Genomic DNA, 17,135 nt, shown 5'->3' on the forward strand with positions numbered 1-17,135 from the left:
TTTTGCATCTTATGCATCCCAACTCTGGTGATCTGGCTAAGTCTGTGTGCCAGTCGTTGCCCGATCATCTCCCCGGCACGCCATGTGCCAGATCATCGTTACATCTTGCCACATCCTGAACCCACTGCTATTTTTCCTCACACTCTTTAGAATTCAGAACAGAAATCAGAACAGAGATCAGAACAATTCATTCAATCAGTAAAAATAAAACAGTTATTTAACCGGTTAACTCTGATTAATAATTGTCAAATGGGATGTACGGCAACTGTATGCTTGTTTGTCACAGAAGACTGTTGAAGTTTCTTTTTTTTGCACTGCCACTCATTTTTGGAATGAACGTACAAAAAAGCTATGCTTCCAACGACCAGAATAAATCTTGGCAAAGCTCATCAGAAATCCGCTTTTTGGATATCTATGCTGGCTTTAAAGCCAATAACTTCCACCTGAGGCTGGGTAGCCATTATTACGTAATACACGACGTTGGCACACTCAAAAAGTTGTCCCTTTTTTTTACCCATCAGTGGTCGGGTAACCTGTTCTGGCTTGCGTTAGCAAAACTGCTTCCTTCTTCAAGCGTACCCTACCCTGTTTTCAGGCATGGCTTTCCCTCACTGTCCCGGGCTTTTGGTGATGCCCCCGATTGCAAACCTCATCCAGTGATTCTCGACCACCCTTTGCTGAAAAGCCGCTTATCCGTGCAAACCGGTTGCATCGACCACCATCCTGTCTGGCAGATCACCGCCTCACCCTCGTCATCATCGCCAGAAACGCAGCCCGTCAATGGTGATTCTCTGTCTGTCTGGCTATCACTATGGAAACTGCTGAATGACACCCATACCAGCACCCTTTTCCTGCGTCCCTGGCGAGAAGACCTGCAAAATCGCCTGCTGGCCATTATCTGCACTCATTCACTGACCGATCATAAACAGTGTCAGAGTATTCTTATTCATTCCCCACTGAATCACGAAAAACCCTGGCTACTGCCTGAGCTTGCCAAAAAAGAAAGCATCAGCACTGACGGTCAAACCGCTTTAGACAGTGTTCACATTCAGCGGATCACTCAGGCGATTCATTGCCTGTCTTCCCACGGTGAGCTATTGGGCAAAAAAATACACGCTTGCCACTCTCATCACTGGCTTTATCAACTGGCGGATCAAAAATGGCTTTATCAACCCGGTATTCCCGAGATCGCCATAAAACCCAGCCCGCCACTGATCAGTGGCAAGTACTTTAATCTTTGGGCGCTGGAAAAAGTATCGCCCGGTAATGACCGGGATTCGGCCTGGTCAAAATCTTCTCTATTGATTACCCGCAATGATAAACATCGGAAATACCATTTCTGGGGAGCAGGAGACCCGGTGCTGCTTATGCAGTTCGCTGATGCTCCTTATAGCCTCAAGGATCGTTATCTCGGCTGGGACGTACCGGAAATTGGCAACCTGATAGACAGTGCCTATCCCAACCTGGCCGCTTTGTTTGTGAACACGGTAGCCAATGCGCCGCTTAATCTCTATCAGTTACAGGGAATGCTCTCAGGATTCAGCTCATCATCCCTGCCCAAAAATCTCAATGACCGGGTAAGGGAGCAAATTCAAAACGACCCTGGCTCACTTTACCAGTTTGTCAAACGGCGGCCTGAGTTACTGAATAATGTGCGGGCTTATTTAAACCGGGAGTTTCCGGAACACCCTGTCCACTCATACTTTTCCAGTCGTGTATCACCTTCCCGCCAGGCAAACGGGAACTCGCTGGCTTTATTGCCCAAAACGGAAAACCCATTCGCCCCTTTTTTATCCTCTGCCAACCTTTATTTTCCATCGGTCAAAATGATGGTTTCTGGCGCTCAAGGAAATGATGGAGCAACTGCAAACCAGCCCGACCCGGCTTCTTCCTCCTCTAAACAAAAAGCAAAACAACGCGGCAACAGAAATAAACGACGTGCCGACCCAGACAAAAGGAACAATGCTGGCGATGACGATAATGACCCGCCATCACCGGGCCCAAGCCATCCGGTTACATCGGCAGACGCAGAATCCCCACCAGCCCGCTTGCTTGAACATCTAATGTATTTCCACAAATTCTCTAAACTTCTGCCGGAAAAAGTGAGCCATTTATCGGACTTTCTTCCAGAACAACTTGGCATTCGATCCAGGGGAATGTTTGAACGGTTATACCACCAATGCCAACTATCCGATTGTAAAAGTGAGACATTATATAACCAGATGCTTCGGAGTTTTGATCCAATAAACCAACAACACATGATTCTGGCATCAACAGCCCTGGGAAATTCTATAGAGGTCAATATTTCGGGTGAAAAAGGATATCACGGCCGCAGCTATCACAATCATACACCTCGACGGCCTCTGCTGGGCAGGTTTGAGAAGATCATTATCTTCCTGCTCCACGAGAATTACGTGGTAAAACTGTCTCATCAGCGTGACAACAACCTGTGGTTCACTCACTTTCTGACTGACTCCAAGTTAAACGAAGCTGAAAATAAATGGCTGGCAGACAATCGCTTTGAAGAATCTTTATGGACACTGTATCCACAATGGCAAAAAGACATTCTATTATGCCGGGAAAGTCTTGCTTGCAACGCAGAATCTGCCAGCGAAGCACTCAAGCAGGCGTTTAATGCACCCGCTAAATTCATGCAGGGAGACCTCGGACGTAAGCTGTTCAGCTCTTACAATAAATTTGGCCTGGTTTGCTACCCGTTCGACAAGACAGAGAATCCCGATGGGTTATTTTACATCAACAAAAACGTGCTTGGAGCGGTCGTTTTTTTCTGGGAAGACTCTGCCAGTAAATATATCCCCTTTATAGCTCCCGATCTCTCCATATCAAAAATAAACGATGCCATACAACCTTTGGACAGCCATTTAAATAAATATCACGAGGGCGAATTTTTAGTAAAAAAACAGCATATCCGCTATGTCATTCCAGCACTTATCGTTTTCGAGCCAGTTTTTAGAAAAGTCCATACAGAAGTCCGCACCATTATTGCCAATACCGAAAATGCCCTTGCTTATGCAGGCTTAGCCAGGTGGCAACATCTTTCGTCATTAGTTAAACCCTCTGTACTGGGCAAGGCACCTGTTACCAATAATATTGACCTGGCCGTTACGGATATGAAAACACTGGAAGAGATTGCGACCTCTATAGCAGATCAGCTAAGAAGCTCCCTGCCTGGCATTAACGTTAAACATAACAACATTCTCGGTATAGTGTTAGACAGCTCAACAATAGTGCCGCACAAAACGCTACTACACACCTTAAAAATCAATTGCTTTCCGGGTCAAAACCCAGAAAACACCCTTGAATTCAGCTGTTTTGAGGAAAAAAACTGGCGAATCTTATCAATCCATTTTTCTGTCGGTCCTGAAGGGTATTTCGATTTCGCACATACAGAACCTTTTGACAAAGGTTCTAAACTGTTCATGCAAAGCCTGCCCACTGTGGTTAAAAAACTGCTTCAGGATACACAACTTGATCAAACGAAAAATCGACAAGTACACAATGCTCAAAATACATTAAAAATCTTGCTGGCGAGCGACGCTGAACAACAAGTTCAGGACATTATTCAAAAGTCACTGCTCAGCTATTCCCCAGAATCATTAACATTACCGGACTTTCTGCTTCCTTATATCAAGCCGAAAGCTGACAATAAACAAGACACCCAAATAACTGCACCCGTTGCCGTTGAGCCTTTATCAGACAACACAGCAGTGGCCAGCACTGCCTATGTTGAAAATATCGAAACGATAACAAATCCTGATCCCGCTGAACGCTCAAAAAAAGAAAAGAAGAAAACCGTCGTCCAAAAGCCAATTCCGGATACAATCGATTACGAAACAGCATTGTCTCAGTCCGTAGAAATATCAAACTGGCTTAAAGAGATGGAGAATAACTTGCCGGGTGAACTGAATTTAGCAGCAAAAACAGGACACTGCCGGCGCTCTGAAGAAAGCCAGGCCTCTGAAGAAAGCCAGCCCTCTGAAGAAAACCCAAAGCCCGGTACAGAGCTCGATATACTGCTAAACCAACTGAACAAAGGAAAAGCAAAAACCCTGCAAGTACTGACCTGTTCCGGAGCCTCTGCTGATACATCTAAAGATCAACCAGTCATCACCATCAATCTGACTCATACCCTGAGCAGTCAGCAACGCATAGAGTTAGAACAGGCCGCTTATGAGCACCATTTCCCCTACGCACAACTGGTTCAGGCGTTGATCATTTTGAACCAAAAACTGCCATCGGAACGATCAAAAGCACTTCAGATCTATGAAAAAGCCTACGAGCTGCTGCTACCCGCAGCCATTGCCGGTATACCTCTTGCCTATCAATTATTAATGGGGATGCAATTGCACAGCCATCATCCGGCAGGCTGGCCCCAGGTAGAGCCTGTAAACCGGCTGTTACAAAGCATGACTTCCAGAGAGACAAGCTCCAATCAGGTAAACATTGAAGGCCTGTTGAGTGACGGATTTCTGGCTCAGCTCTATCAGGATAGCGATGTCATCACCCTGCCAAAGATTGAACAGGGGTTAGCTAAAGAGTCAAACCTCTCAGACAGGGGCAAAGAAGTGAAGGCCATTATCAACGCCCTGAGAGAACCGGATAACGGCGCTATAGTAACAGCCCTGAAAGCCATCCGCCCCAAGACTCAGGAGCTACAACAAACCGTCGCTTCACTGAAACTGATACTGGAGAGAAAAGAAGAACCCGCAACAGGCCAGATTCGAAATGAGCTTTGGCATCACAGCCTCAACATTCTGCAAATTAAGGCAGCCTCCAAGAAAAAATCTCAACTCTTTGATCTACTCGGTTTCCCACAGGTGCTCGCCATGACTGACCTGAGGGCATTTATGGGCACTGAGCATACCGGACAATTGATCAAAAATAATCAACCCAAATTGATCGCCTTTTGGAAAATGGGTTTTTGGGAAGACTATCTCAAAGCTTCATTAAGCAAAGACAGGGAGAGTGAAAAAGAAATATTTGACGGATATCACACCAAAATAAGCAATAAAGCCATTAAAAAATCCAAGCCTCATTTAATAGAAAACTGGATTCTAGCCAAGTCTTTGTTGATTTCAAGAGATTTTATTCAACCCAAAAAGATCCAGCTTCCAGCCTCCAGCTTCCAGCTTCAAGCTTCCAGTTCCAAGCAAGCCAATCCTGAAAAAACAAAAAGATCAGTCAACACAGCCAGACAACCAGAAGAACTGAAACCAGGCATCAGAGTATCAAAAGAAGTATTCAATAAAGCACTGCATAACCAGTATGTGTTGCAACTGGATAATAAGATTATTCAGGAAGTCAACTCCATGCAGGAAAACCCAGAAAAATTTTTGAAACAGGTAGAAAAGCAGATCTTAGCCTTCAAAAAGGCTTTATTAAAAAATAAAAATCGAACCAACGAGCTGGGAATGGGTTATTACTGTTTTCTGAAGGCACTGGCCATGATGGGGGCCAAAATAGCAGATGATAATAAAACCATTGAGTTGTCCTTTACCCCGGAAGTCAAGCGCAACGCCAAAAAGATACATGAGACTATTATACACGCTCAAAACGTCTACTTCCCTTATGCCGGAATGCTCTTAATGTTTTTTGATTATGCTATAGAAAAAAAGGCCCCGCAAACAACACAAGCCTGTTTATATGGATTCTCCGGGGTGTCACAGTCTATTGAGATTTTATTGGAATCGGAGATAAATCACGCAGTTCTGGCGGGACTGTTGCTCAAGCGGCTGCTGCTGATTCCAAAACCTTTCGAGCTGAAACTGGCCTTTGATGCAGACACTTACCTGAACAATCCGAAAAGTAATATACCGGGTAGAATAACACCTTCGATACGTCTACTCAGAGAGTTTATGGAACAGCTTCCGGCTAAAGGCTCTGATGGCGCAGTTGATTTTATTTTAACTCGAATGAGCGAGATATTTAAAAATGCCCGGCAACTGCAAGACCAACAACATGAACAAATGGTGGAGTTAGCGGCCAGGCTAACAGCAACAGATCAGGCAGTAGTGGAAGCGGCAGTAATGGAAACGGCAGAGCTTGTTTCAATGCTGTCGGTAAAGACAGAGGCAGTGGCAGAGGCAGTGGCAGAGGCAGTGGCAGAGGCAGAGGCAGATACAGGGGCAGATACAGGGGCAGATACAGGGGCAGATACAGGGGCAGATACAGGGGCAGATACAGGGGCAGAGGAAATGAAAATGGAAGCAATTTTAAAATTGGCACTTCACTTTGCTACTGGTCGAATGGACTTGCTTCAATTTCAAAGCTCAGATATAACCTCAATTATCATACGCTTTTCTGCGAGGGGGCGTGATTCATCAAACTCAGTGAATGCCCTATTCCTTAAAAAAGTACAGGAGCTACTCGCTGAAAGTAAGAATTTTGAAAATTGGGCAAGGGCAGAGTCCATAGAACTTGCTTTTTATCTGATTGGTATAACAACAAAAGTAAAGCCCAATTTCTATTATCTTGAAAAATTTCACCCCAGTTTCCAAGCTTACCTCACAGCCCATTGCTTTGGTCATAACTTACAATTTCTAATAAAATTAACGAGCCTGTTCCCTGAACTGGCGGCCGGGAGTTGGTCACACTGGTACAACATCCTTTTATTAATTCACGAGTATACGATTAAGCAATTTGGTGGAAATGCAGTAGAGGCACACACTCACCAGAGTAATGAAAACGGTTGGAGAATAATGCGTAAATTGTTTGAAAATCATATATGGCATGAGCCAGTCGAGACGGTTGATCGTCACTTAATAGCAAAGGAGAACAATCTTCCTGTCTTTGATGGTACCCTCAAGCAAGAATTCATGCTAGGAAACGAAAATGCGTTTCTTCTTGCTATTGAGCAAGCCAGAAAAGTGGGCTATCAGAAAATAGTACAACGTTTAAAGCAAGATGAAAGTAAATCAGATTTTGAATCAGGCTGGCTTCATTGTCTGGCTGGATTGACGCTTCTGGAAGCGCAAACAAGTTCTGACCACGATCGGGTAATATTAACCGCTCGCAAAAGACTTCTGGTCAGCGCTTATGAGCATTTCAAGCAATCACGTATAATTGGCTTCCATTATGGTGGTTATCTTGAGTCACTGATACTCATGCGGCTGGCAAACGACTACCAGTACCATCAGGATGAAACATCCGAAGCCTCACAAACAGACTTGGCTGATAAGCCTGTTATTCAGTTCCCAACCACCAAAAATCCGGAGGAAAAGATCTTTATTGAAGCCAGTGGGATTGTTACGAAAATTTTGCCCAGCTTGTTAGCAAGCACTGCGCTTGGTGTACACCTTGCAGCTGAGGCAGCCATCAGAATCTTTACTAATGAACAGTTTAATCTTCTGCATACCCCACAGGCTGGCTGGCCGGCAATGATCGCAAAGTATCTTTTGATTCGCAATGCAATCCATCACAGCCAGTTTGTGTTCAGCGATGATGGCTCTGAAGTTGAAAAAGCCTTATTTCCCAAAGTCAGTGACCCGGACAGTATAGAAAGAATACTTCTGAAACCACTGGAGGAGTTAAAGCAGAAAAACATTAAAGAAAGACCAAAAGAATATGGTGTGCTTTTGGACAGTGAAATCAAAAACAGTGACAGGCCAAAACCTATTAAAAATTATTTAAGCCTTGTCAAAGTTTTTGTGTTGGGTGAATCAGAGGTACTGGATACATCATCTAAAGCAACCATTTCTGATATTGATCAATTATCAGAGCATAGTGCAAGTTATCAAATAAGTCGGTCTGACTATACAAAATTGCTTACAGCGTTGCAGGAAACACCGCAACCTGAAACTGGTTTCGATGACTTTATTTATAACCTGCCCCGGCTGGAATCTCACCCAAATTATGAACTTATAAGCAATGCTCTTGTGAAGAAACATCGCACAAAATCAGCCCTGATTCACGGTTATTTATGGGCTTACGAGATACTCAATGGTAATCCTGACAACGAACAGGATCAGTTCTGGAATATAATGACACAGAAGATTGAAAAAAATAGAGAAATGAAAAAGGTTTTTTTAGCACTTCTGGCAATTGGCGACCTAACGGTTATGTACGATGATAATCGAGAGGCCATGATCACCGCATTCAAAAAGTACGGTGGCGTTGATCTTGCTATCTGGTTGAGCTATTTCCACTGGATCACAGCCGCTACCGACCTCGCCCTGGGAGACGAACAAAAGGCAAGTTACCATTTAGATCGTTTTAATACTCAAAAACAACTATTAATTCAACTAACAGCTGACCAGTAGGTTCCACCTATCCTTATGCATTCCAACTCTGCTCATCTGGCTAAGTCTACGCGCCCGTCGTTGCCCAATCATCCCCCCAACACGCCCTGTGCCAGATCATCGTTACATCTTGCCACATTCTGAACCCACTGCTATTTTTCCTCAAACTCTTTAGAGTTCAGAACCGAGTTCAGAACCGAATTCAGAACAGAGATCAGAACAATTCATTCAATCAGTAAAAATAAAAACTGTTATTTAGCAGGTTAACTCTGATTAATAATTATCAAATAGGATCTACGGCAACTGTATGCTTGTTTGTCACAGAAGACTGTTGAAGTTTCTCCTTTTTACGCTGCTGGTCATTTTTGGAATGAAGGTACAGACAGGCTACGCTTCCGGCTACCAGAATGAATCTGGGCAAAGCTTATCAGAAATCCGCTTTTTGGATATCTGCGCTGGCTTTAAAGCCAACAACTTCCACCTGAAGCTGGGTAGCCATTATTACGTAATACACGACGTTGGCACACTCAAAAAGTTGTCCCTTTTTATTACCCATCAGTGGTCGGGTAACCTGTTCTGGCTTGCGTTAGCAAAACTGCTTCCTTCTTCAAGCGTACCCTACCCTGTTTTCAGGCATGGCTTACCCTCACTGTCACGGGCTTTTGGTGATGCCCCTGATTGCAACCCTCATCCGGTGATTCTCGATCACCCTTTGCTGAAAAGCCGCTTATCCGTGCAAACCCGTTGCATCGACCAGCATCCTGTCTGGCAGATCACGGCCTCACCCTTAACATCATCGCCAGAGACGCGGGCTGTCGATGGTGATTCTCTGTCTGTCTGGCTATCACTATGGAAACTGCTGAATGACACCCATACCAGCACCCTTTTCCTGCGCCCCTGGCGAGAAGATCAGCAAAATCGCCTACAGGCCATTATCTGCCAGGCTGATACGGTTACAGACACTAAAAAGTGCCAGAGTGTACTGATTAATTCCCCACTGAATCACGAAAAACCCTGGCTGCTGCCTGAGCTGACCAAAAAAGAAATCATCAGCACTGACGGTCAAACCGCCTTAGACAGTGTCCACCTTCAGCGGGTCCATCAGGCGATTCATTGCCTGTCTTCCCTCGATGAGTTATCAGGCGAAAAAATACACGCCTGCCACACTCATCACTGGCTCTATAAACTGGCGGAGCAAAATTGGCTTTATCAACCCGGTATTCCCGAGATTGCCATAAAACCCAGTCCTCCACTGATCACCGGGAAGTACTTTAATCTTTGGGCGCTGGAAAAAGTATCACGCGGTAATGAGCGCGATTCGGTCTGGTCAAAGTCTTCTCTACTGATTACCCGCAATGACAAACATCGGAAATACCATTTCTGGGGAGCAGGAGACCCGGTACTGCTTATGCAGTTTGCTGATGCTCCTTATAGCCTCAAGGATCGTTATCTCGGCTGGGACGTACCGGAAATTGGCAACCTGATAGACAGTGCCTATCCCAACCTGGCCGCTTTGTTTGTGAACACGGTAGCCAATGCGCCGCTTAATCTCTATCAGTTACAGGGAATGCTCTCCGGCTTCAGCTTATCATCCACTCCCAAAAGCCTCAGTGACCGGGTAAGGGAACAGATTCAAAACGACCCCGGCTCACTTTACCAGTTTGTCAAACGGCGGCCTGAGTTACTGAATAATGTGCTGGCCTATTTACACCGGGAGTTTCCGGGGCATCCTGTCCATTCATACTTTGTCGGTCCTGTCCCCCCCCACCCAACCCACGGAAACCCACCGGCCTTGTTGCCGGACACAGGCAATGCCTTCCAGCCAGAGACATCGCTCCCTCCAACAGCATTTGCAGCAGGTATAACGGCGGTTTCTGGTGCCCAGGGAAATAACGGGGCACCCCAGCCTCAATCTTCACCGGCTTCCCTCCCTGAACAAACAGCCAAACAAAACGACAACAAACGTCAACGAAGTGTCAGCCCGGGCGGGAGGAATCCTGTTGATGATAACGAGCCGCCACCACCCGGTGACAACAGAACGCCTCCGGTCACACCTGCGGACACCGTATCCTCAATATCCTTGCTCGATCGTCTATCTGATCTCTACGAAAAATCCGGACTTCGGCCTGAAAGCATGAGTCATTTATCGGATTTCCTGTCAGAACAGCTGGCTATTAAATCCAGCCAGCACTTTCAAGCTTTTTACGACCAATGCCAACTACCCGAGCATGACAGTGAAACACTCTATCATCAGATGCTCCGGCGTTTTGATCCGGACAACCAACAACACATGCTGTTGGCATCAACAGTCCTTAAAAACTCTATACAGATCATGGTTGCTTCGGATTCTGGATATCACACCCGCAGCAACTATGATCATTCGCCTCAACAACCTATGAACAGGCTTGAAAATGTCATTATGTTCCTGCTGCACGAGAATCACCTGGTAAGACTGTCCCGTCGCACTCACGACAGCCTGTGGTTCACTCACTTCCTGACCCGATCCGACTTAACTGAAGAAGAAAAAGAAACACTAAAGGCCAGTCAGCTTGACCATAATTTATGGAAACTGTTTCCTGAATGGCAACAAGGCGTTTTATTATGCCGGGAAAGCCTTCAGGGCAATGCCATAAACTCTGCCAGCGAAGGACTGAGGCAGGCATTTAGCGCACCCGGTGAATTTATGCAGGGAGAATATGGACAGAACCTGTTCAGCTTTTACAATAAACTGGGGCTGGTTTGTTACCCGCTCGATAATAAAGAGAACCCTGGTGGTCTGTTTTACATCAGTAAAAACGTGCTTGGCGCGGTGATTTTTTTCTGGAAAGACTCTGCCAGTAAATATATCTCCTTTATAGCTCCGGATCTCTCTACAGCAACGATAGACGACGAAATAAAACCTTTGGCTGTTTATTTAAAAGATTATTCCCAAGGCGCATTTTTAGTAAAAAAACAACATATTCGCTATATCATTCCAGCCCTTTTAGTACTCGGACCTGTTATTAGGAAAACCCATTCAGAAGCCAGCAGAATTATATCCAATACTCAAGGTGCTCTTCTTTATGGTGGTTTAGCCAGGTGGCAACATATTTCGTCATCGGTTCAACCCGGCGAACTTGGCAAGGTACCTGTTACCAACGATATTGACCTGGCCGTCAGCGATATGGACAGACTGGATAAAATCTCGGTTTTTTTAGAAAACGAACTAAGGCGCGCACTGCCTGGCACTATCGTTATACGCACCAACATGCACAGTCCAGTTTTAGACAACCCAAACATGTCCCAGCGCCAGGGGCTGCTGTACACCTTAAAGATCAATTGCTTTCCCGATACAGGTGAAAAAAACATGTTTGATTTCTCCCGTTGCGAGGAAAAAAAATGGCGAATCTTATCAATCGATGTTTCTGCCGGGCCTGAAGGGTATTTCGATTTCGTGCGGGTAAAACCTTTTGCCAAGGATTCCAAGCTGGTGATGCCCAATCTGCCCGCCATGGTAGAAAAGCTGCTTCAGGATACACAACTTGATCCAAAGCACTCAGGTAATGATGCCAACCGACGGGTACAAAATGCTCAACAGGCATTAAAAATCTTGCTGATGAGTGACACTGAGCAACAGGTTGAAAGCATTATTCAACGGGCACTGTTCAGCAAATTTTCAGATTCATTCCGGTTACCTGAATGTCTGCACCCTTATATCCAGTCAAAACCAGACCATCAACAGCCTATTGACAAACCGGCAGCCGCCACTGTCACTCATGCTGAAGATCCAGAAGTAAAAACAGAAGATTCAGATTCAAATTCCCGTAAGAAGAAAAGGAAACAAAAACGGAAAAAGCCGGTTCAAGCAGAAAGCAACAACCTCGCCACTGCCCAAGCCTCAGCCCCAGCCTCAGCCCCAGCCTCAAGTACGATGGATTTGGAAACGGCAATATCTCATTCCATAGAGCTATCAAACTGGCTTAAGGAGATGGACCATCAATTTCCTGACGAGCTGAGCAGGGCAATAAAGACACAAGGTTGTCAGGCCACTTCGCCTGATACAGAACTCAATACCCTGCAAAATCAATTGCACGCAGGAAAAACAAAAACCCTGCAAATACTGGCCTGTTCCGGAGCTTCGGCAGAGACATCCGGAGACCAACCGTCCATCACCATCAATCTGGCAAACAGTCTGAACAGTGAGCAGCGCGCGGGGTTAGAACAGGCCGCTTATGAGAACCACTTCCCCTATGCACAGCTGGTTCAGGCGTTGTTCGTTCTGAACCAAAAACTCCCGTCTGGAAAATCGCAAGCACTTCAGGTTTATGAAAAAGCGTTCGAACTCCTGCTACCGGCAGCCCTTGCCGGTCTGCCTCTTGCCTACCAATTGTTAATTGGGATGCAATTGCACAGTCATCATCCAGCGGGCTGGCCCCAGATGGAACCGGTTAACCGGCTGTTACTGAGCATGGCTTCCCGCGCGTTAAGCTTAAACCGGGTCACCCCTAAAGGTCCGTTAAAGGGCGGGTTTCTGGAGCAGCTCTATCAGGATACCGATGTCATCACCCTGACAAACATTGAGCAGGGATTGGCTAAAGAGTCCGATCTCTCGAGCAGAGGCAAAGAAGTGAAGGCCATTCTCAACGCCCTGAGAGAAGCGGATACCCCTGCTAAAGTCATCGCCCTGAAAGCCATCCGAGCCCGCAACCAGGAGCTGCTGCAAACCATCGCTTCATTGAAACTGATACTGAATAAAAGCAAAGAGCCAGCAGCAGGTCAGATGCATAGTGAACTTTGGTATTACACTCTCAAAGTCATGCAAATCCAGGGGGGGGCCAAAAAAAAATCTCAGTTTATTGATGTATCTGCTTTCCCAACGGTGCTGGCCATGACTGACCTGAAAATAGTTATGGGCATTGAGCGCACCGAACAGTTGTTCAAAAACAATCAATCCAAACTCATCGCTTTTTGGAAAATGGGTTTTTGGGAAAACTATCTCAAAGCATCCTTAAGCAAAGACAGAACGAATGAAAAGGCTTTATTTGACCAGCATCACGACAAAATAAGCAATAAGGCCATTGAAAAGTCCAAAGCTGACTTGATAAAAAACTGGGCTCTTGCCCGATCTTTATTGCTTTCAAGAGACTTTATTGAAACCAGAGAGGTTCCGCCTTCCCCCAGCCCCTCCAGTTCAGTGCAACTACCGTCTGAGGCAGAGACACACCCTGAACAAGCAACAAGAACCATAAACACCAAAAAACAGCCAAAAGAACCAAGACCTGGCATCAGAGTATCAAAAACGGCATTCAGTGAAAAAATACTTACCCAGGATTTATTGCGACTGGATGACAGTATTGTTCAGGAAGTCAAATTAATTCAGAAAGACCCGGTAAAATTTTTAGAACAGATAGAAAAAAAAATCAATGCATTCAGAAAGGCTTTAGCACGAAACAAAAATCGAACAAACGAGCTGGGAATGGGCTATTACCAGTTTCTGAAGGCACTGGCTATGATGGAGGCCAAAATGTCAGATGATGATAAAACCATTGAGTTGTCCTTTAGCCCGCGAGTCAAACATAACGCAGAAAAAATAAAGGAAGTTATTTTATGTGCTCGAAACGCCTTCTTCCCTTACGCTCCAATACTCTTGCTGTTTTTTGAACACGCTGTAGAAGGTGAGCCTGAAACAACATTAGTACCTTGTGTCTCTGCATTATCCGGGGTATCACAGTCTATAGAGCTCTTATTAGAATTGAGTTCAAATACAACCGTTCTGGCTGGAGTGTTACTCAAGTGGTTGACGAACATTCCAAAGTCTTTCGAACTGAAAATAGCCTTTGATGCAGACACTTACCTGAATAACCCGAAAAACAATATTCCAGGCAGGGTGACCCCTACCATACGTCTATTCAGAGAGTTTATGGAGCAGCTTCCGGTAAAGGGTGCTGATGACGCAGTTGATCTTTTTATGACTCAGATAAGTGGTACGCATTTTAATTTTCAGCGAACCAACCTGCTGAAACATGTGATTGTGGAAGTGGCAGCGAAAGGAGCCGTTGCAGAGGCAGTGAAAGCGATAGCAGAAGCAGAAGCAGAAGCAGAAGCAGAAGCGGAAGGGTCTTCTTCAGCGATAGCAATGTTGTTGGCAGCAGCAAAAGTGCAAGCAGCTGAGGCAGCCGAAGCAGTAGCACTACTACACTCGAAGCCAATAACGAACACGGAGCTGGAAGCACAAGCGCAACGTGCTGCCACAGCGGCCTCACTTTTTGCATCAGCAGCGAAATCGAACGTCAAAGCGAAAGAAGATTTCACAGCGACATCAGCGATATCGTCGGCCACAGAATCAGTAGACGCGGCCGATAAATCATTGGTGGCAGCAACAGAAGCCACAGAACTATCGGCCAAACAAGAACAAATGGAAGCAACATTAAAATTAGTATTGTACTTTGCCACTGGTCGAATGGACTTACTGCAATTTACCAGCCCGGATCTAGCCTCAGTTTTCCTGCGCTTTTGCTTACTGGACTTTCTTGCAACAGAGTCATTTAGTTACAGGTACCTCAAACAAAAACAGCCAGCACTTGCCAAAGATAGTGATCCTGAGAATCGGGCATGGGCAGATATCATAGAGCTTGCTTTTCAAATGCTTGGTCTAAAATCAGGAGCAACGTCTCTGGTTTTGCCTCATCTTAGTAACCTTTCAACCAATTACCAAGCTAGCATGACCGCCCATAATTTTGCTCACAACTTACAACTTCTAATAAAATTAGTTACCTTGTTTCCTAAACTGGCTAACGAAGATGACTCACAATGGTACAACATCTTTTTGTTGATTCACGAGTATATTATCAAGCAATCTGGTGGCAATTCAGAAAAAGCAAAAAAGTATCAGAGCACTTCAAAAGATTGGATAAAATTCCGCTATTGGCTTGAAAAGCATATATGGTACAAGCCAGCCAAAACGGTTGAGTATCATTTAATATCACAGGAAGTCGACTTTGACGCCTTTAGCTCTGCTAATTTACAACGGTTCATAAATGGAGACGAAGAGGTCTTTTTTCATGCTATTGGGCAAGCCAAAAAAGTTGGCTATCCGCAGTTAACCAAGTGGTTAGAGCATTATAGAGGTAAAATGGATCCTGAATCAACGCAGATGTCAGCCTGGCTTCATACCCTCGCCGGGTTAGCGCTGCTCAATCCAGAAATAATTCCTGCCCCCCAGCAGGTCATATTAACCGGAGACAAAAGCACTCTGGCCAGTGCCTATGATCACTTTGTGCGAGCCCGCATGATTGGTTCCCATTATGGTGGCTATCTGGAATCGCTGGTATTGATGCGGCTTAATAACCATTACCACTATTATCAGGATGACACACAAAAAGACCTGACTGACCAGACTGTTATTCAATACGCCTCGGCTAAAACATCAGAGGAAAAAGTCTTTATTAAAGCCGGTAAGATTATTACAGAAATACTGCCCGGGCTGTTGTCAAGTGCTATATATGGCGTAAAGCTTGCGGCTGAAACAGCCATCAGAATCTTTACTGATGAACGATTTAATCTTCTACATACCCCTCAGGCTGGTTGGCCAGCACTACTGGCCAAGTATATGTTAGTTACCCCTACGCACTATAACATCCAGTTTTTGTTCAGCGACCATGGCTCTGAAGTTGAAGAAGCGTTATTTGCAAGGATAAATGACCCGAGCAGTATTGAGAGCATACTGCTTAAACCAATGGTGGAGACAAGGAAGCTAGACGTTAAAAATAGACTGGAACACTATGGTATATTTCTTGACAGCGAAATCAATAGCAGTGTCAGGCCAGAAAATATTAAAAAGTATTTAAGCCTTGTCAAGAGCTTAATATTAAATACACCAGAGGTGCCGGATACACCAGCCGAGGCAATCTTTTCTGAGGTTGATCAATTATCAAAAAATAGCCCCAGCTATGAACTAAGCCGGTACATCTATGAAACATCACTGGATGTATTTAAGGAAACGCCACAACCTGAAACCGGTTTTGATGAATATATTTATAACCTGCCCCTGCTGAAATCTCACCCAAATTATGAGGCTATAAGTAACGCCCTTCTTAGGAAACACCGTAGAAAGTCAGCCATAATTCACTATTATTTATGGGCTTACGAGACGCTTAATGATAGCCATGACAACGAACGGGATCTGTTCTGGAAGGAGATAATGACAGAGAGAATGGGAGCCAATGAAGATATGAGAAGCGTTTTTTTGGCGCTGCTGGCAACCTCCGATTTAACGGTTATGTACAGTGATAACCTGAAATCCATGAACACCGAATTCCAGGAATACAAGGAAGACCTTGCTTTCTGGTTATCTTTTTTTCATTCGATCTATGTCACTTCTTGCCTTCTTTTAGGAGATGAAGATAATGCACATTACCATACCATGAGTTATTTAAAACAAAAAAAAATATTGTTTGATTAAGCAATAATTCATAATCTACTCAGTTAAACCGGAGGTAATTCTCCTCCGGCTTTTCCTTAACTACCGACTCCACCAGCTGATCTGACATTCATCCATTTACTTCTGAGCAGAATGGTGAGCTCAAAACCAATGGTCAAATTATCCACAAAGTCATTCTTGCTACATCCTGAACTCACTGCTATTTTTCCTCAGGCTCCACAGGGATCAGAGCAATTCATTGATCACTATCAATAAAAACGGTTACTTAACAGATTGATTTTGATTAATAAATTAATAATTTTTAAATGGGACCTACGGCAACTGTATGTTTGTTTGTCACAGAAGTATGTCAAAATTTATCTTGTTTGCGCTGCTGTCCATTATTGGAATGAAAGTACAAGCAGACTATACCTCCCGTTACCAGAATAAAGCAGAATACAGCTCAGAAATCCGCTTAC

2 protein-coding genes are annotated in these 17,135 nt (G+C 44.8%); both read left to right on the forward strand.

Going from position 1 to position 17,135, the window contains the following annotated elements; translation table 11 throughout:
• Positions 1 to 332 precede the first annotated feature (332 nt).
• Positions 333 to 8,279 (forward strand): hypothetical protein, encoded by a 7,947-nt coding sequence (locus tag K7B67_RS11960; protein WP_252176109.1) that lies wholly within the window; start codon positions 333 to 335, stop codon positions 8,277 to 8,279.
• 2,662 nt (positions 8,280 to 10,941) lie between these two features.
• Complete coding sequence (locus tag K7B67_RS11965) at positions 10,942 to 16,698, forward strand: hypothetical protein (protein WP_252176110.1); 5,757 nt, start codon at positions 10,942 to 10,944, stop codon at positions 16,696 to 16,698.
• The last annotated feature ends 437 nt before the right edge of the window (positions 16,699 to 17,135 follow it).

Origin of the sequence: Endozoicomonas sp. 4G (assembly GCF_023822025.1) — a bacterium.
In the GTDB taxonomy this organism is placed as follows: Bacteria; Pseudomonadota; Gammaproteobacteria; order Pseudomonadales; family Endozoicomonadaceae; genus Endozoicomonas_A.